We start from the raw sequence: 18133 nt of genomic DNA on the forward strand, positions 1-18133 counted from the left end.
CCGCGTCGCTCCAGGCGAGTCCGGGTCGTAAGTCTCCCGACGTGCGATCCAGTAGCAGAAACAGTGGGCGTGACCGAGCGGTTCAGATCGGCTCGAACCGGTAGCCGTCCCAGTCCTGGGCGCTGTCTTCGTCCTTGATGCCGACGCCTGGCTCGCGGAGTTCTTCCGCGTAGACGGGTCGGACCTCGTCGCCGGAGACCACGTCGTCGGTCGTCAGCTGGCCGAGCGCGCGGACCGTCTGCACGCCGTCGCCATCGGGGTCGGGCACCGCGAACTCGACGATCGCGAGGTGGTTCGGCTGGCGAACGCCCGGCGGGGTCGCGGTGCTCGTCGTCCATGTGACGACCTCCGCGGTGTACTCCGAGAGGTCGACCTCCTCCACGGGCTCGGTTCCCTCCGGGCCGATCGGGTGGCCGGGATAGGTGATCGCGCCGCTCTCGTAGCGGGTGGCCAGCAGACCGGGAGCGTCGTCGCTCATGCCGCCTCACCTCCGGACTCGAGGATCGTCGTAATCACGCAGTTCCCGAAGCCGCCGACGTTGCAGGCCAGCCCGACGTCGGCGTCGACCTGCCGGGGACCGGCCTCGCCGATAACCTGCTCGTAGATCTCCACGCCCTGCGCGACGCCGCTGGCGCCCAGCGGATGGCCCTTGGACTTGAGGCCGCCGGAGGTGTTGATCGGGAGTTCGCCGTCCCGTTCGGTGCGGCCGTCCTCGACGTGCTCCCAGGCCTCCCCGGGCTCGGCGAATCCGAGGCCCTCCATCTGGAGGAACTCGAGGATCGTGAACATGTCGTGGAGTTCGGCGACGTCGACGTCGTCCGGACCGATCCCCGCCATCTCGTAGGCCTCGTCGCTGCTGTCGACGACGCCACCCATCGTCGTCGGGTCCTCACGTTCGTGGACGACGTGGGTGTCCGTCGCGCCGGCGATCCCGGAGACGATCGCGTACTCGTCGGTGTACTCCTGCGCGACGGACTCCGGACAGAGCACGAGCGCCGCGGAGCCGTCGGTGATCGGGCAGAAGTCGTAGAGGCGGAGCGGGTCGGCGACGATCGGCGACTCGAGCACCGTCTCGAGGTCGACCTCCTTCCGGAACTGGGCGTGCGGGTTATCCACGCCGTTCTTGTGGTTCTTGACCGCGACCTTCGCGAGGCTCTCCCGGGGTGCGTCGTACTTCTCGAGGTAGTGCCGGGCAGTCATGCCCGCGAACGAGGGGAGCGTGACGCCGTGTTTGTACTCCGCCGGATGCGTGATCGAGGCGATCACGTCCGTCGCCTCGCCCGTCGTCCGGTGGGTCATCTTCTCGCCGCCGACGAGCAGCGTCATCTCGCTGGCGCCGGAAGCGACGGACTGCCACGCGGCGTAGATCCCCGCACCGCCGGAGGAAGAGGTCTGGTCGACCCGCTGACTGTAAGCTGGCATAAGGTCGAGGTCGTGCGCGAGGGCGTTCATCACGCCGCCCTGTCCCTCGAACTCGCCGCTGGACATGTTCGCCGCGTAGACGTGCTCTACCTCGCTCGGCGCGACGCCAGCGTCCTCCAGACACTCCGCGCCCGCCTGTGCGAGCAGTTCCTGGATCCAGGCGTCGCGCTCGCCGAACTGCGTCATCGACGCGCCGATGACGGCTACCGGTTCGTCCATGCGCGAGGGGTCGGCGGGATCCACCTTATATTCACCCGCATTCATCTCGGGTGCGTTTCGGTATGTCCGTGACCGCGTCGATCAGGTCGAGGCGGACTGAATGGCCTCGATCGTCGCGCTGTTGATCGAAACGATCACCGAAACCCACTCGGTACCGGCGGGCCACAGTGCGCCCATGGAGTTCCACCACGCGGGGATCGCCACGGAGGACGGTGCTGCGACGGCGGCGCTGTTCGCCGATCTCCTCGAGACGGAGATCGTCCACGAGGAGTCCCTCGACGACCTCAACGTCGTCTTTCTCGACGCCGACGGTGGGCTACTCGAGGTGCTGGAACCGACCGACGACGGACCGATTTCGCGGTACCTCGACCACGACGGCCCGGGGATCCACCACCTCGCCTTCGCGACGGACGACCTGCGCGGAGCCATCGACCGCGCGCGCTCCCTCGGCATCGAGCCGATCGACGAGGAGCCACGGCCCGGCGCCGCGGGCCACGACGTCGCTTTCCTCCATCCCAGCGATACCGCTGGCGTGCTCGTCGAGTTCGTCTCGGAGTGAAGCGCCTCCGGCCCGTCGAGGTGTCCGTACCGCAGGCGTTCCAGGGCGATCCGCAGGGTTACCCGAAGCTCTCGACGAGTGCGTCGTCGGAATCGACGCCGGCGTCCTCGAGCGCGTCGAGCGACAGCTCGCAGAACGATTCGAAGCCGAACACGTAGACCTGCCCGGCCGTCGCGACGTCGGCGACCGCCGATACGAAGGCTGCGTCGTCGCTCGTGATCGCGACGGACGCCCCGCCCTCCGAGAGCGCGGAGAGACGGGCCTCGTGGGCGGGCGTCTCGTCGAGGTAGACGAGCGAGGCGTCGTGACCAGCGCCGTGGGCACGCTCTGCGATCCCGACGGCGGGGCCGACGCCCGGACCGCCAGCGAGCACGACGACGTCGCCCTCGCCCTCGTACGTCACGTTGCCGAAGGGCCCCTCGATCGTGATCGCGTCGCCGGCCTCCAGGTCGGAGAGCCACGGCGTCAGGTCGCCGTCGGGATCGATTCCGACGGTGATCTCGAACGTGTCTCCGACCGTCGGCGAGGAGAGCGTGTAGTGGCGGGCGAGCTCCTCGCCGTCGACCGTCGCGCGGACGAGGACGAACTCGCCAGGATCGGCGTCGAACTTCGATGGCGTGGCGAGCGTGATGGCGATCGTATCCGCTCCGACGTCGGCCACGTCGCGTACCGTTACCTGCGTCGCGTCCATGAAGAACGGTAGTCCCAGCGGACTCTTGAGGGTTGGCTTCGCCCGCTCCGAGAAGCGACGAGGATGGCAACGACGGGGACCGATGAGGAGCGACGACGAGGACCGACGATCGAAAACGGACCAGCCGACTGGCGAGACTGGCGGGTGGAATCGGCGGGGGCGTGCCGAAACGAGACTGGCGAGATCCGACCAGACGGGCGATACTAGATGGTCGAGAACTGGACGAACGACCGAACAGGAGCAGCAGAGCTGCCCCGGCGAGCGTCAGCGCGCGATCGAAGACGGACAGATCTGCCGGGAATCGGGCTCTCCGGGGAGTCCAGCGAAGGGGACGGTCGTCCGCCGAATCGGCGGTGGAGTGGCCGTGTGCCGAACCCGTTGCTACCGATTGGGGCAAATACTACGAGCAGCCGCCCGAGAACTGTAACTCTCGACGACGCTGTGTCTGCACACTCCACGTTCAGAAGTCTTTTCTCCCGGCGATAGCTACGCCCGCTCACAAATGGCCGAGGACCTGAACTGGGCAATCGGTGGCGAGGCCGGCGATGGCATCGACTCCACCGGGAAGATCTTCGCCCAGGCGCAGTCGCGGGCCGGCCGGCACGTGTTCACCTCCAAGGACTTCGCGTCGCGGATCCGCGGCGGCTACACCGCCTACAAGATCCGCTCCTCGACGGAGCGAGTCCAGAGCGTGGTGAACCGGCTGGACGTGCTCGTCGCACTGACACAGCGGACGATCGACGAGAACCTGGACGAACTCCACGACGGAAGCGTCGTGGTCTACGACGGCGAGCGATCATGGGAAGCCGAGATCCCCGACGAAATCACGGGCGTCGACGTGCCGCTCAAATCCCTCGCGGAGGACGCCGGCGGCGCGATCATGCGCAACGTCGTCGCGCTGGGGGCCGTCTGCTCGATCGTGGACTTTCCCGTCGAAAAGCTCGACGAGGCCCTCGAGAAGCGCTTCGGCGGCAAGGGCGAGAAGATCGTCGAGAACAACAAGACGGCCGCCCGGAAGGGCGCGGACTACGTCGAAGAGGAGTACGACGGGTTCGACTACTCTCTCGAGACGACCGACTCGGACTACGTCCTGCTGAACGGCGACGAGGCGATCGGCATGGGCGCCATCGCTGCAGGCTGTCGGTTTTACGCCGGCTACCCGATCACGCCCGCGACGGACGTGATGGAGTATCTCACCGGACGGATCGACCAGTTCGGCGGCCACGTCGTCCAGGCCGAGGACGAGCTCTCCGCGATCAACATGGCGCTGGGCGCGGCGCGCGCGGGTGCCCGGTCCATGACCGCGACGTCCGGCCCCGGGATCGACCTGATGACCGAGACGTTCGGTCTCGTGGCGACGTCTGAGACGCCACTCGTCATCTGCGACGTCATGCGAGCAGGCCCCTCGACGGGGATGCCGACGAAGCAGGAGCAGGGCGACCTCAACATGCTGCTGTACGGCGGTCACGGCGAAATCCCGCGGTTCGTCGTCGCGCCGACGACGATCTCGGAGTGTTTCCACAAGACGATCGAGGCGTTCAACCTCGCCGAGCAGTACCAGACGCCGGTCTACCTCGTCTCCGACCTCGCGATGGCGGTCACCGAGCAGACGTTCGCCCCCGAGGAGTTCGACATGGACGAGGTCGAGATCGACCGCGGCAAGATCGTCGACGAGGACTCCATCGACGAATATCTCGACGAGCAGGAACGCTTCCAGCCCCACTACGACGCCGCCGACGGCGTCAGCCCGCGAGCGCTCCCCGGGACCGACGGCGGCGCGCACATGTCCACCGGCCTCGAACACGACGAGCTCGGTCGCCGAACCGAGGACACCGACGAGCGCATCGACCAGGTCGAGAAGCGCCAGCGGAAGGTCGAGACCGCGAAGCGAGAGGAGGACTGGTCCTACCGCGAGTTCGGCGACGCCAACGCGGATACGCTGGTCATCTCCTGGGGCTCGAACGAGGGCGCCATCGTGGAAGCGATGGATGCGCTGGAGGACGAGGGCATCGGCGTCCGCTTCCTGTCCGTCCCCTACATCTTCCCGCGGCCGGACCTCAGCGAGGAGATCGAGGCAGCCGGGCGCACCATCGTGGTCGAGTGTAACGCCGAGGGGCAGTTCGCCGACCTGATCGAGCACGACGTGCTCGAGCGCGTCCAGCGCGTCACGAAGTTCGACGGCGTTCGGTTCGACGCCGACGAGCTGGCGGCGGCGATCCGCGACGCGACCGATGGTTCCGCCGAGACCGACGAGGTGACAGCATGAGCTCCGACGTTCGATTCACCGACTTCAAATCCGACAAGCAGCCCACCTGGTGTCCCGGCTGCGGCGACTTCGGGACGATGAACGGCATGATGAAGGCGCTGGCGAACACCGGGAACGACCCCGACAACACGTTCGTCGTCGCCGGCATCGGCTGTTCGGGCAAGATTGGGACGTACATGCACAGCTACGCGCTCCACGGCGTCCACGGCCGGGCGTTGCCCGTCGGGAGCGGCGTCAAGATCGCCAACCCCGACCTCGAGGTCATGGTCGCCGGCGGCGACGGCGACGGCTACTCCATCGGCGCGGGCCACTTCGTCCACGCCGTACGCCGGAACGTCGACATGACCTACGTCGTCATGGACAACCGGATCTACGGCCTGACGAAGGGCCAGGCGTCACCGACCTCCCGCGAGGACTTCGAGACGTCGACCTCGCCCGAGGGACCGAAGCAGCCCCCGGTCAACCCCCTCGCGCTCGCCCACGCCGCGGGCGCGACGTTCATCGCACAGTCCTTCTCCTCGGACGCACAGCGACACACCGAGATCGTTCAGGAGGCCATCGAACACGACGGCTTCGGCTTCGTCAACGTGTTCTCGCCGTGTGTCACGTTCAACGACGTCGACACGTACGACTACTTCCGCGACTCGCTCGTCGACCTCGGTGAGACCGACCACGACCCGACCGACGAACAGCAGGCCAAGGAGGTCATCATGGACGGCGAGACCGAGCACATGGGCATCATCTACCAGGACGAGGACTCAGTTCCGTTCAACGAGCTCCACGGCGTCGACGAGAACATGGCCGAGATCCCCGATGGCGCGCCCGAGGGCGCGATGGATCTCGTTCGGGAGTTCTACTGAGAACCTTTTTGCGCCGTCGCGGTCGCGCTGCGCGCGACCGCTCGGCGCAAAAACGTTCATGAAAAAGCCGCGCTAACCACCGCACCGCAACGGCTTCCGTTCCGCACTTCAACCGCCGGCACCGCGACCGGAACGATGCTACCCGCCTCGCTGGATCTACCGCTGGCTCCTACTCCTCTGAAGCCGCCTCGACGGTGATCGTCCCCGTCATTCCCTGTCCCTCGTGTGGGATGCAGAAGTACTCGTACGTGCCGGCGATCTCGAACGTGTGCTCGAAGGACTCGCCCCGCTCGATCAGGCCGCCCGTGGTGTACCCGTCCCTCGCGTCTTGTTCGGACTCGAAGTCTCCGGACGCGAAGTAGGCCGCTCCGTCGGGAATCTCGTCGCCGTAGGCGGTGACAGTGTGGCCGATGTTGCTCTCGTTCTCCCAGGTCACCGTCGTTCCCGTTGCCACGGTGAGACTGGCTGGTTGGAACTCGCGAGAATCCATGCCGATCGTGTTGCCGTCTCCGCCTCCGCCGTCGTCGCCGCCGCCCATGCAGCCGGCGACTGCGACGCCGAGCGTAGCGGCGCCCGTGGTGCCGAGTCGTCCGAGCAGTTCGCGTCTGGTCTGCGTCGTTCGGGACATAGTGGCTGAGTCATTCCCGGCGGCATCCGGCGCGTGCTGGCACTGCCGTTCCGGGCTATGTGTGGAACTGTCGGGCGGAATGCGCAAAAAGGTACGCGCTGATCCGGGAGCGGACGAAAGCGATAGCGAGAGAACGAGCGAAACGACGGCGAAAGGGCTACTCCGTCGTCGTGCGATCGGCGTCCTTCTCCCCCTCGTAGATCTCGTACCCGTCCTGAGCGACCTTCTCAGCCAGTACGGCACACTTCACGCGCATCGGCGAGATGTCGACGCCGAGCATGTCGATGACGTCGTCGCGGTCCATGTCGACGAGTTCCTCGACGCTCGCGCCCGTGAGACGCTCGGAGAGCATCGACGCAGACGCCTGGCTGATCGCACAGCCGTCGCCGCGGAAGGCGATCCGCTCGATCTGGCCGTCGACGAGCTCGACGTCGACCGTGATCTCGTCGCCGCACATCGGGTTCTCCCCGACGTGCGTGTAGGTGGGATCCTCGAGTTCCCCGTAGTTGCGGGGATTCTTGTAGTGATCGAGGATCTGCTGACGGTACATGTCCGAGCCCATGCTCATCGTTGAACCGTCGTAGGGAGACGCGGAGGAAAAGGGTTCCGCACCGTGTGAAACGGGCACACCGCGATGATTCGCCGGTGACGCCGACCGGGGGCTATCCGAGATGGACAGCAGATCGGCGGACGAGAGAGCCAGTGCAGCCGCTCGCGATCGGGGAGGAATCGGAGGAAGACCCCGGTTTACAGGTCGCGGGGCTGGACCGTCTTCCGGTCGTTGGCCTCTGCGCGTGCGGCGGCCTCCTCGAGGAGCTCCTCGACCTCGGCGTCGAGCTCGTCGTAGAAGTCGGAGGCGACGTTCTTGTCAGCGAGCGCTTCCTTCACGGCGGCTTTGACAATCAGATCTGCCATACAGATTGGCGTTTTCCGCTCTCCCCTATAAGGATTCCTGAATTGACCGGCGTCGCGGGGCGCTGGACCGGCGCAACGGACGCTCGAACGTACAAAACCACCAAATTTCCCTTACTGACCGCCCGTAGAATGGGCTGCTTCGACCGTGCGCACGGCAGCGACGTTCTCGGGCACGTCGTGGACGCGGACGACGTCTGCACCGCGTTCGGCGGCCAGGGCAGTGCCGGCGATCGTCGGCTCCAGTCGGTCGCCGTGCTCGTAGCCCGCCGTCTCGAACAGAGACTTGTGGGAGTGGCCGACGAGAACCGGGCACTGCAACGCCTGTAGCTCCGGCAGTCGATCGAGCAGCTCGAAGCTCTCCTCGGCTGACTTGCCAAAGCCGAGGCCGGGATCGACGAGAATCTGCTCGCGATCCAGTCCGGCCTGCTGGGCGAGGAGCACCCGCTCGTGGAGTGACTCGATCACGTCCCGGACGACGTCGTCGTACTCGACGTCCCGGTCCGGATCCACGGGTGCGTCGATGCTGTGCATCAGGACCAGCGGCGCGTCGTGCTCGGCGGCGACGAAGCGCATCGCCGGATCCTCCAGCCCCGAAACGTCGTTGACGATGTCCGCACCAGCCTCGAGCGCGGCAGCCGCGACCTCGGCCTTCCGCGTGTCGATCGAGATCATCGCGTCGAGGTCGGCGATCCGCTCGATCACCGGGACGACCCGGTCGATCTCCTCGTCGTTCGACACCGGATCCGCGCCGGGGCGCGTGGACTCGCCGCCGACGTCGACGACGTCGGCGCCGGCCTCGACCATCGCCTCGGCGCGCTCGACGGCCACCTCGACGCGGTCGTACTCCCCGCCGTCGTGGAAACTGTCGGGCGTGACATTGCAGATCCCCATCACCGCCGTTCCCTCCTGCCAGGGGTAGTTCGGCTCCGGTTCGGGGACCTGGATGCCGAGCTGGCGGTGGAGTTCCTCTCCGATCTGCGGGAGACCGTATGGCTGTTCGGCGAGGGCTTTGCCGAGCTGGCGGAACTGCGAGAGCGTCCCCATGAGGACGACCCGGAGCAACTCGCCGTCGTGGGTCACGTCCGAGACCGCACATTCGCCGCCGAGGGCGAGCAGCTCCTGCTTGACGTACTCGGCCTGTCGGCGCTGGAGGCGCGTCTCGACCACGCGGTGAACGGCCTTGCCGCGCATGCGCCAGACGCCGGCGTCGGTGACGCCCGCTTTCTCGAGCGTCGTCCGAGCCTCGCCGAGGCTATCGACCTGTTTCGGCGTCTGGAGCCGGGTCCACCTGGCTCGCGCCTCGGCCACGGTGAACAGCGAGCCGGTGACGAGGACACAGTCCTTGGAATCGGCTCCCTCGAGGACGGTGTCGACCGCACCCTGGACGGAGCCGCCGACCTCGACTCGATCGGCGCCGGCCTCCTCGAAGACGCCTGCGAGGACGGCCGGATCCTCGGCCCTGTCCAGGTCGGGCCGGCAGGTCACGACCCGATCGCAGTGTGGGAGGGCCGCGGCCATCTCGCTCTGGGGCTTGTCGTGCATGATCCCGGTCGCAAGGTGAAGCTCCTCGTACTCGAACTCCGCGAGCACCTCCGCGAGACGCTCGCACGCACTGGCGTTGTGCGCGCCGTCGAGGACGACCAGTGGCTCCTGCGAGAGCACTTCGAAGCGCGCAGGCCAGTGGGCCTGGCGGAGCCCGCGAGCGAGGTCCGCGTCCTCGAGTGACTCGTCGCGGGCAGCGAGCACCTGTCCGGCCAGGACCGCCGCGACGCCGGCGTTTTCGGCCTGGTGTGCGCCGAGGACAGGCAGTCGAGTCTCCACGTCGAGAGGCCACTCGCGACGGCCATCCCGATGCAACGCACCGGAGAGTTCGATCGCCGCCTCCGTGTGGTTGACGCGACCGCCGTAGCTCGCGACGACGTCGGGCCACGCCTCTGGGGGCGTCCAGTCGCTCGCGTCTGTCCGGTCGTCTTCGAGTCCAACGGTCACGAGATCGCCGGCCGCCTCCTGAAGTGTCTCGAGCGCGGCTCCCTCCGCAGCAGTCACGAGCGGCCGATCTGCGGGTGCGACGTGGGCTTTGTCCCGGGCGATCTCCTCGACGGACTCGCCGAGCAGCTCCGTGTGCTCCAGACTGACGTTGGTGACCGCGCTCGCAATCGGATCGACGACGCTCGTCGCGTCGAGCCTCCCGCCGATGCCGACCTCGAGAATCGCTACGTCGACGTCCTGCTGAGCGAAGTGCCACAGCGCCATCGCCGTCGTCGTCTCGAAGAAGGTCGGCGACGCGCCCTCGACGCCCCGGTCGACGACGTACTCCCGCGTTCGTTCGACGAACCGCGTCACGGCCCGCTGGGGGATCGTTCGCCCGTCGACGCGGATCCGCTCACGAAAGTCCTCGAGATGTGGCGACGTGAACAGGCCGACCGAACAGCCGGCCTCCCGCAGCACGCGCTCGGTCATGCGGGCCGTCGACCCCTTGCCGTTCGAACCAGCGACCTGGACGAAGTCGACGGTCTCGTGAGGATCGTCGAGCTCGGCGAGCAGGTCCGCGGTCGACTCGGTCCCGGTCTTGGGGCCGAACCGCCGGAGGCCAAAGAGGAAGTTCGAGGCCTCTGGATACTCCATACGAACGGTCACTTTCGCGTCGCGCTTTATCCTGTCGGAACCCGTGACGTGCCGGGATCGGTGGCGCCGAGCGATCGGGCTTCAGATGATCTCGAGGAGCGTCGCCGCGAGCAGCGTCACCCAGATGACGAGGCCGGCCGTGACGAGGCCGTTGATCCGGCCCTTGCGAGCCGCCCGTCGCGCGGCCCCGGCCGCGATGAGTCCGAGTGCGAGGATGATCGCGAGGCGCTGGAGCAACACCGGGATCGAGATCATCTCGACGCCGAGGTAGGTGTAGTCGGCGACGATGCCGATCGCGAGGCCCGCCGAGGCGGCGACGGACGCGTCGATCCGACGTTCGATTCCGCTCGCGAGCGCGTAGGTCGCGATCGGCAGCCCCAGTGCCAGCACGGGGTAGAGCAGTCCCGCGATCTGGTGCATCGTGAGGAAAGTGGCGTGTCGCTCGAGTGCGATCCCCCCGAAGCGGACGCCGAGCACGATGGCGACGTTGACCGCGACGAGCAGCCCCAGGCGCGTGGAGAGTCTGTCCCTGACCGCACGGAGCCGCCGTCGGTCGACGGGCGTCAGGCTGCGCTGGAGGAACCGATCCACGTCGACGGCGAGGCCGCCGGCGACAGAGAGCCCCAGGAACAGTACCACTATCGACGCCCAGCCGTCGGAGTCGGAGCTGTCGTCGTTACCGACGTAGGATCGCCAGATGTCGTCGACGCGGGCGTCGCCGAGGAAGACGCTCTCGACGCGATCCTGCGCGGAGTCGCTGCCGTGGACCTCGTGGCGGAGCGTGAACCAGTCGAAATGTTCGCTGTGGGCCTGCATCGCGACCCAGGGCTCGTCGTCGTTGGGCGACTCGTACATCCGAACGTGGTAGCGGTGGCCGTAGTACGTGCCGTCCTGGAGCTGGGCGGTCTCGTCGATCCACTGGCCACCGTCCTCGCTCCCGTCGTCGACGTACGCGTACCGGGTGGCGCCCTCGGTGGACTCCCAGTCGATCGCGAGATTCTCTCCCCTCGTTCCGTTGAGCGGACCGCTGGCGCCCGTCCCGGGTGGACCCGGCCCTTCGGCCTCCTCTTCGGGCGGGAGGTCCTCGAAGTCGCCGCCGTCACCGTCGCGGAGCATTCGAAGCACGGCGTCTGTCTCGCCGCGGACGACGACGTTGATCGGGCTCGTGCGTCGGAAGCTCTGCTCGGAGCTGAGATACGGCCAGGCGCCGCTCTCGTAGCCGTCGAAGCTGATCCGGCGGTCTCGATGTTCTTCTGTGAGGGGCTCCGGCGGGGCCGGCGTCGGCGGCGCGACTGCAGCGAGCAGGAGAATCGTCACCGTCGCGACGCCGAGGGCGGCGCCCACGATCGTCAACTGCCGTCGCATCTACGGAGAATTGGCAACAGAGGGAGTTAGTGCTGCCGGAAGTGGAAACCGGGCCGCGCCCAGTTCGGGATCGATCGAAGGTGGCGGCGCCGACCCGGTTGCCAGCTCAGTCGTGACGGAACGCCCGGCTCCCGGTAAACACCATCGCGATGCCGTGCTCGTCGGCCGCTTCGATCACGTCGTCGTCGTTGACCGAGCCGCCGGGCTGGACGATCGCCTCGATGCCCGCTTCGGCGGCGGCCTCGACGGCGTCCGGGAAGGGGAAGAACGCGTCGGAGGCCATCACGGCGCCGTCGGCAGACTTTCCCTCGGCGTCGCTCTCGGCTTTCATCTTCGCGATCTCGACGGCGTCGACGCGGGAAACCTGGCCGGCGCCGACGCCGACGGTCTCCGTGCCTGTCGCGAAGAGGATCGCGTTGGATTTGACGTGTTTGATCGTCTGCCAGGCGAACCGCATCGAGGCGATCTGCTCGTCGGTGGGCTCGGCCTCGGTCACCACCTCGAGATCCTCCGGCGTCGGTGCCTGCGTGTCTCGCTCCTGGATCAGTCGCCCGCCGGCGAGGCGCTTCTCCGTGAACTGCTCCGTTGGCGAGTCGAGCGAGCCGACGTCGAGCACGCGGAGATTGTCCTTCTCGAACAGCGCCTCGAGGGCGTCGTCGGTGTACCCCGGTGCGACGACGACCTCCTTGAACGAGTCCGTGATCTCGGCGGCGGTCTCGGCGTCGCACTCACGATTCAACGCGACGATCCCCCCAAACGCGCTCTTGGCGTCCGTCGAGAGCGCGTCGCGGTACGCGTCGGCGAGCGAGTCGGCGACGGCTGCGCCGGCAGGGTTGGTGTGTTTGATGACCGCCGCCGCTGGCTCGTCGAACTCCTTGACCAGGCCGAGCGCCGCGTCGGCGTCGTTGTAGTTGTTGTACGAACAGGCCTTTGCACCCTCGTTGAGCTGCGGAGCTCCCACGACGGTCGCCTCCTCGCAGGTGTAATCGGCATAGAGTGCGGCGTCCTGGTGGGGGTTCTCGCCGTAACGGAGGTCCGCGGCGCGGTCGCCGGTCGCGAGGAATCGCAGTGGCAGCTGCTCGTCGCTGTTCCCGGGCGTCGAGACGGTGCCGGCCTCGCGATCGACGTCCACGCGATCCTCGGCGAACCACTTGACTGCGCGGGGGTACGCGGCGAACTCGCCCTCGTAGAGGACGCGATCCGCGAGGTCGTCGGCGTCGTCGCCGTCGTAGACCGGCACCGGCTCCTGGGTAACCACCGGGCCGGCGTCGACGAGGTCCTCGACGACGTTGCCCTCGTCGTCGGTCGCGTCCGTGACGACGTGGACCGTACAGCCCGTCAGATCCACGCCGGCGTCCAGTGCGTCGCCCCACGCGTCCATCCCCGGGAAGGAGGGGAGCAGCGACGGGTGCACGTTGAGCGTCGCCGGCTGGGCGTCGAGGAACGCGTCGGTGAGAATCCGCATGTAGCCGTCGAGGCAGACGAGGTCGAACTCGTGGTCGGCGAGTGCCTCGTTGATCCGCTGCTCGTGGCTCGCGCGGCTCTCCCCTTCCTCACGCTCGACGACTGCCGTCGGAATCCCGCGATCGGCTGCCTTCTCGAGAACCGGCGCGTCGGCGTCGTTGGTGAGGACGACACCCAACTCTGCGCCGCCCGGTGACCGCTCGTGTACGTTGATCAGATTGCGCCCCCGGTTGCTCGCGAGACCCGCGATGCGCGTCATATCTGTGGAACCGCTGCGTCGGTACAAAGGAACTGCGATCCTCCGACCGATCGGTAGACGGAGCGAGTCGGTCGATCTGGCCTGTCACAGGCGACAGCCGATTGCACGATCCACGCCGATCGAACGGTTCCACAGACAGGAGAGGATCCGGACGGCCCGCACTCACCGACCGGATCAGAGGTCGATGTGATGTGAGAAGAATCCGTCCAGCATCCGGACGTGCCACTTGGCGAACGTCGTGCCGCTGCTCCAGAACGCCGACTCCTCGTCGTCTGGGCCGACGACCGCGAACAGCACCGTCCGGCGGTCGATGATTACGAACCGACCGTTCGGCGTCTCGTCGGAGTCGATCTTGTCCGGCGGAACGGCCGTCTCGACGTCGGTGTCCGCGAAGGACTCGAGGAACGTGGCGTCCTCACTCACGACCAGCACGTCGACGTCCTCGGCAGCCTCGATCAGCGCGGCGATCAACGACTCCGAGGCGAGCGACGCGTCACCGCCGAACGTGATGGACGATTCGGCGTCGTCGAGCAGGGTCTGGATGCGAGCGTCGATGGTCTCGCTGCCCCGGAGCGTCCAGATTGCCTCCTGGCGCTCCTGAGTGTCGCCGAACCGATCCTCGATGGATTCGAGCGCGTCGAACGCCCGCTCGTGCTCGCGCTCGAAGTCCCGACGGAGCTGCTCGCGCGCCTCCTCCAGCGTGACGGCGCGGTAGCGCTTGGGCGAGGCGTGCTGGACGTCGACGAGCCCGCGATCCTCCAGATCCTCCGCAGCGCCGTAGACCTGGGATCGAGGGACGTCGGCCAGATCCGCGACCTCGCTCGCGGTCCCGCTATCGATCTGCTGGAGCGCGACGAACACCTCGGCTTCATACTTCGAGAGGCCGAGCCGCTGGAGCGCCGCAGTCGGCTCCGTCATCTGATCGTGCTCCCTACCGCGGGTCCTGCACGGTTTCGGCCCGATTCGTTCGCGACGGCCGGCTCACTCATTTGCTGGAGCCACCTCGCCGGTCCCGACCTCGTCCGTATTCTCCTCGAAAGCCTCGGACGGTCCGAGGTACTTCGTCCAGAGCACCAGGAAGCTCGGGAGCACGAACACGCTCCCGAGGAACGCGTAGATGATCGTAATCCCGGTGATGATGCCGAACTGCTGGATCGGCGGGACGATCGCGAACGCGAGCACGCCGAAGCCACCGACCGTGGTGCCGGCGCTGCCGAGCAGCGCGCCACCAGTCCCGGTGACGGCGTCCTGAATCGCGTCCCAGGTGCCCTTGCCACGGCCCAGTTCGAGCATGTAGCGCTCGGCGATGTGGATGTTGTAGGCCACGCCGAGCCCGATCGTCAGGCTCGTGATCGTCCCGGTGATGATGTTGAACCCGATGTCCATGAGCCACATCGTGCCGAGGATCCAGGCGACGCTCAACACGATCGGGAGGAGCGTGACGGCTCCAAGGATCGCACTGTCGTGGACGTACCAGTAGGCGATCATCAGGAACGCGATCACGGCCACGATCGTGACGATCAGGGTCTGGATCACCGTGTTCAGCAGCTCCTCTTCGATGACGCTGAACACGACGAGGTCGCCGGTGGCCGTCGCCGTGGCACCGGTCTCGCCGAAGCTATCCGCGAGATCGTAGGTCGCAGAGGTGGTCTCACCTCTGCTCGCCTGGCCAGCCTTCGTGACGACCATCTGCACCGCCTCGTACTCGCCGTCCTCGTTGACGTAGATCGTGCTAGAGGCCTGGGCTGGTGCGGCATCGTAGTAGGCAGCGTACAACGCCTCGACGTTCTGATCGGGGACGTTGTCGCCGTCAGTGTCTGCGTCTGCGAACTCACCGGCAAACGACGAGTTGGGGTTCTCGGCCGCGTACGTCTGCATCCCACGGAGCGGACTCTTCAGCTCTGCCTGACCGTTCGGGAACGTGTTGAACGCGCTGGATTCAGCAGCCAGTTGCTCCGCCGCATCCATCTCCGCTAACGCCTCTGGCGTGGCTACCTCTCCCCGTATCAGTATCGTCGACGTCTGATCCTGGCTGAAGTGCTGGCCGACGTACTCGAGCTGACTCTTGATCTGGTAGTCGCCGGGCGCGAACGGCTCTGGCAGATTGTCGAGGTAGTCCGGCGGATCCTCCGCGATGAAGTCCTCCGTCTGGAAGCTCGTGTCGATCTGCGTGGCGCCGTAGGCACCGCCGACGGTCAACAGGAGTGCAACCGCGACGACGGCCCAGGGTGCACGCTGGGCGAACGTCTTGCCACCGGAAAGGAACGACGAGAAGGCGCCGCCGCCCGTACCGAAGGCTCGCTTCTTTCGATCCCAGCCGCGGCCTTCGAGGAACTCGTCGACCTCGATTTTGACTGCCGGGACGAACGTCCCGTAGATCAACAGCGTCGATGCGATCCCGAACGCGCTCACGATTCCGAAGTTCTGGAGCGGCGGGAGCGGACTCGTCAGGTTCGAGAGGAAGCCGATCACCGCGGTGATGGTCACCCAGATGAGCGCACCGCCGACGCCGAGCAGCGCCGGTCGCATCGCCTTCCTGGCACCGCCGTTGTCGGCTTCTTCGCGCTGCTCGCGGTGACGCATCAGCACGTGGATCGCGTAGTCGATAGATAGCCCGATCAACAACACGGGGACGGTGATCATCAGCTGACTGAACGCGATCCCCGACCAGCCCATGAAGCCGAACGTCCAGATCAGGACCAGTGCGATACCGACCACGCCGATCAAGATGTCGAACAGGTCGCGGTACGCGATCGTCAGCACCACCACGACGAACAACAGCGCCAGCGGCATGACGATCGCCAAACTGTCGTTCATCGAGCCACTGAGTTCGTCGCTCACGATGCCGGCGCCGAAGGTGAACGCGTTACCGTCGTAGCGCTGTTCGACGATCTCGTCCATCGCAAGCTGCGCGTCGACGATGCTCGGCGGTGCAGCGCCCTGTCCGGTGCTCTCACCGGGTGGGACCTGCTGGGTCACGAGCATCATCCGGGCCTCCGCTGTGGTCGATCCGGGTTCGTAGCCGTTCGGAACGAAAGCGAACAGCGCGGTTTGACCTCCGTTCTCGGCGAGCAGGGTGGCGATGGTCTGGTTGAACGTCGTCCCGTTCATCCCCTGCAGCGCCGCGCGCTGCTCTTCGAGCGTCGCGGATCGTGCCGCAGCCTCACCCTGCTGTTGGGTGATCACGGCCTGGGCGACGGCGTTCGACAAGCCATTGAACGCATTCTGGCCCAACGTCGAGTTGACCTCCTCGTCTTCGCGGAAGCTCTGCTGGAGTTCGATCTCCCGGATCAGTGCGTCCTGTGAGAGGGCATTGCCGTCCTCACCGCCTCGGAAAATGATCTGTGCGTTCGTGGTGTTCTCGTCGGTCGCCTGGAAGTTCTCGGTGACGTATTCTTGGGCTTTCTCGGCATCGGAGCCGAAGCCGAACTGATTCAACCCGGATTCCTGGCTGACCATCGCCATTCCCCCACCCATCACCGCGGTTAGCAGGAGAATCGCGACGATGACGCTCTTGCTACGATTCGTCACGACGTCGACGAACTGCTCGATCGCCGACATCAATCACGCCTCCCGTCGGTCTGTTCCGACATGCTGTTAGTACGATCATACACACAGAGGTGTATAACGGTACCGTTTCCTGATGGAACGGTCAGTCGGTTCCCGGATCGGCCGCCCCGGCTGCGGATCGCTCGTCGACGGTCACCTCGCTGGCGGCGGGCGAGTCCCCACCGTGGACGGTGTGGCGCTGTCGAATCCCCAGCGCGTGGACGCTCTCCGTCGCGTCGTCGATCGCGAGCACCTCGCCCGGCTCGTTCGGGAGCCGCTCCACGAGACTTCCCGAGAGGTAGGTCGGCTGGGCGGCTTCGAGCGCCTCGATCCCGCGTTCGTCGGTGAGCCGGTGCGCCAGCAGGAGGTCCGACTGTGAGATCGCGACGTCGGGGACGACGCCTGGCCGCTGGGTCGCCATGACGAGGCTCACGCCGGGAGCCCGCCCGCGCGTGAGCACCGTCTCGAGTGCCGGCGCCGCCACGCCGTCGAAGAATGTGTGTGCCTCGTCGATCGCCAGCCACGGCAGGCGAGGGATGCGCTCGTCGACGCGGGCACGATAGAGCCCCTCGGCGATCCCGCGGACGACCGCGTTCATCGGCGCGTCGTCGAGCCCGGACACGTCGACGACGGTCGCTTCGCCGCCGCCGAGCGCGGCGGCGTCGAGTCCTCCCGGATCGAAGACGTTCCAGTCCGCTGCGAGTGCGAGGTGATTGCTGGCTGCCCGGCGATCGCTCCCCGGGGCGTCGGCCGCCTCGACGACCGCACGCATCGCCTCGACGGAGTCGGCTCGGCGGGCGGCCTGCCAGACCAGCCCGCCAGCGCCACTTTCCGGTGAGAGTCCGAGCAGCGCACACCAGGATCGGGGATCGAGCGCCGAGGGCGCGACGCGAGGCGACGTGACGACCCGCGTTTCCACAGACGACTCGGCGTTCGGTGCGCCCTCGCGCTCCACGGCGAGAGTGTCGAAGACGCCCATCGGATCGATCACGACGGGCGCCAGACCTGCCGTTCGCGCCAGCTCTTCGGCGAGCACGCCGAGCGTGTAGGACTTCCCGTAGCCACGCTTCCCGACGATCAGAGCGGCGTGGGGGCCGTCGAGGTCGAGTTCGACCGGCGCGCCGCTACTCCCGTCGAGCGCCCTGTAGGAGCCGACGCGACCCGTCGGACCGGCGTCCGCGGGCGCTTCGCGACCGATGACGACTGTCACGCCACGGGGTCGCCGCCCGATCGTACTTCAAGCTGTGGAGGGCAGATTTGAGCGGCGGTCGGTCGTTCGGTATCGACCTGGTGTGACCGATCGACGCCCGC

The 18133-nt window shown here is 67.0% G+C and carries 15 protein-coding genes; 3 read left to right on the forward strand and 12 right to left on the reverse strand.

From position 1 onward, the window contains the following. Window positions 1–82: 82 nt before the first annotated feature. Both ACZ5KP_RS02040 and ACZ5KP_RS02045 read right to left on the reverse strand, forming a co-directional pair. The gene (locus ACZ5KP_RS02040; protein WP_460919393.1) at window positions 83–478 is read right to left on the reverse strand and encodes a nucleic acid-binding protein; all 396 of its coding nucleotides are present in this window, start codon (window positions 476–478) and stop codon (window positions 83–85) included. After that, window positions 475–1641: a thiolase family protein gene (locus ACZ5KP_RS02045; protein WP_460919395.1), complete on the reverse strand. Its 1167-nt coding sequence runs from the start codon at window positions 1639–1641 to the stop codon at window positions 475–477. Before ACZ5KP_RS02045 ends, ACZ5KP_RS02040 begins: the two co-directional genes overlap by 4 nt. Before the next feature lie 175 nt (window positions 1642–1816). On the opposite strand from ACZ5KP_RS02045, the gene mce reads away from it, so the two are divergent. After that, window positions 1817–2200 carry a methylmalonyl-CoA epimerase gene (mce, locus tag ACZ5KP_RS02050; protein ID WP_460921106.1) on the forward strand — a complete coding sequence of 128 codons (384 nt, stop codon included), beginning with the start codon at window positions 1817–1819 and terminating at the stop codon, window positions 2198–2200. Window positions 2201–2258: 58 nt separating this feature from the next. On the opposite strand, the gene ACZ5KP_RS02055 is transcribed toward mce, so the two are convergent. Then, on the reverse strand, window positions 2259–2891 hold the full coding sequence (locus tag ACZ5KP_RS02055) for an FAD-dependent oxidoreductase (protein WP_460919397.1): 633 nt from the start codon (window positions 2889–2891) through the stop codon (window positions 2259–2261). Window positions 2892–3393: 502 nt separating this feature from the next. On the opposite strand from ACZ5KP_RS02055, the gene ACZ5KP_RS02060 reads away from it, so the two are divergent. After that, window positions 3394–5157, forward strand: coding sequence for a 2-oxoacid:acceptor oxidoreductase subunit alpha (locus tag ACZ5KP_RS02060; protein ID WP_460919399.1), 1764 nt, complete (start codon window positions 3394–3396; stop codon window positions 5155–5157). Beyond that, the gene (locus ACZ5KP_RS02065; RefSeq protein ID WP_460919401.1) at window positions 5154–6017 is read left to right on the forward strand and encodes a 2-oxoacid:ferredoxin oxidoreductase subunit beta; all 864 of its coding nucleotides are present in this window, start codon (window positions 5154–5156) and stop codon (window positions 6015–6017) included. Before ACZ5KP_RS02060 ends, ACZ5KP_RS02065 begins: the two co-directional genes overlap by 4 nt. A 169-nt stretch (window positions 6018–6186) precedes the next feature. Here the strand turns inward: ACZ5KP_RS02065 and ACZ5KP_RS02070 are convergent, their stop codons facing one another. The 9 genes from ACZ5KP_RS02070 to ACZ5KP_RS02110 form a co-directional block, all read right to left on the reverse strand. Beyond that, window positions 6187–6645, reverse strand: a complete 459-nt coding sequence (locus tag ACZ5KP_RS02070) for a cupredoxin domain-containing protein (RefSeq protein ID WP_460919403.1) — start codon at window positions 6643–6645, stop codon at window positions 6187–6189. 157 nt (window positions 6646–6802) lie between these two features. Continuing rightward, window positions 6803–7213, reverse strand: a complete 411-nt coding sequence (sufU, locus tag ACZ5KP_RS02075; RefSeq protein WP_460919405.1) for a Fe-S cluster assembly sulfur transfer protein SufU — start codon at window positions 7211–7213, stop codon at window positions 6803–6805. Between the two features lie 179 nt (window positions 7214–7392). Next, window positions 7393–7560: a DUF1931 family protein gene (locus ACZ5KP_RS02080; RefSeq protein ID WP_248515465.1), complete on the reverse strand. Its 168-nt coding sequence runs from the start codon at window positions 7558–7560 to the stop codon at window positions 7393–7395. A 111-nt stretch (window positions 7561–7671) separates the two neighbouring features. Continuing rightward, a complete protein-coding gene (gene folP, locus ACZ5KP_RS02085) occupies window positions 7672–10185 on the reverse strand; it encodes a dihydropteroate synthase (protein WP_460919408.1) in 2514 nt (837 codons plus the stop codon). A gap of 81 nt (window positions 10186–10266) precedes the next feature. Continuing rightward, window positions 10267–11550 carry a hypothetical protein gene (locus ACZ5KP_RS02090; RefSeq protein WP_460919410.1) on the reverse strand — a complete coding sequence of 428 codons (1284 nt, stop codon included), beginning with the start codon at window positions 11548–11550 and terminating at the stop codon, window positions 10267–10269. Between the two features lie 106 nt (window positions 11551–11656). Beyond that, complete coding sequence (purH, locus tag ACZ5KP_RS02095; RefSeq protein WP_460919412.1) at window positions 11657–13273, reverse strand: bifunctional phosphoribosylaminoimidazolecarboxamide formyltransferase/IMP cyclohydrolase; 1617 nt, start codon at window positions 13271–13273, stop codon at window positions 11657–11659. Window positions 13274–13447: 174 nt separating this feature from the next. After that, window positions 13448–14191 carry a TrmB family transcriptional regulator gene (locus ACZ5KP_RS02100; RefSeq protein ID WP_460919414.1) on the reverse strand — a complete coding sequence of 248 codons (744 nt, stop codon included), beginning with the start codon at window positions 14189–14191 and terminating at the stop codon, window positions 13448–13450. Between the two features lie 63 nt (window positions 14192–14254). Next, on the reverse strand, window positions 14255–16834 hold the full coding sequence (locus ACZ5KP_RS02105; RefSeq protein ID WP_460919416.1) for an efflux RND transporter permease subunit: 2580 nt from the start codon (window positions 16832–16834) through the stop codon (window positions 14255–14257). Window positions 16835–16925: 91 nt separating this feature from the next. Further along, window positions 16926–18032: an ATP-binding protein gene (locus ACZ5KP_RS02110; RefSeq protein ID WP_460919418.1), complete on the reverse strand. Its 1107-nt coding sequence runs from the start codon at window positions 18030–18032 to the stop codon at window positions 16926–16928. Between the last annotated feature and the right edge of the window lie 101 nt (window positions 18033–18133).

Source organism: Salinarchaeum chitinilyticum, from assembly GCF_055390775.1.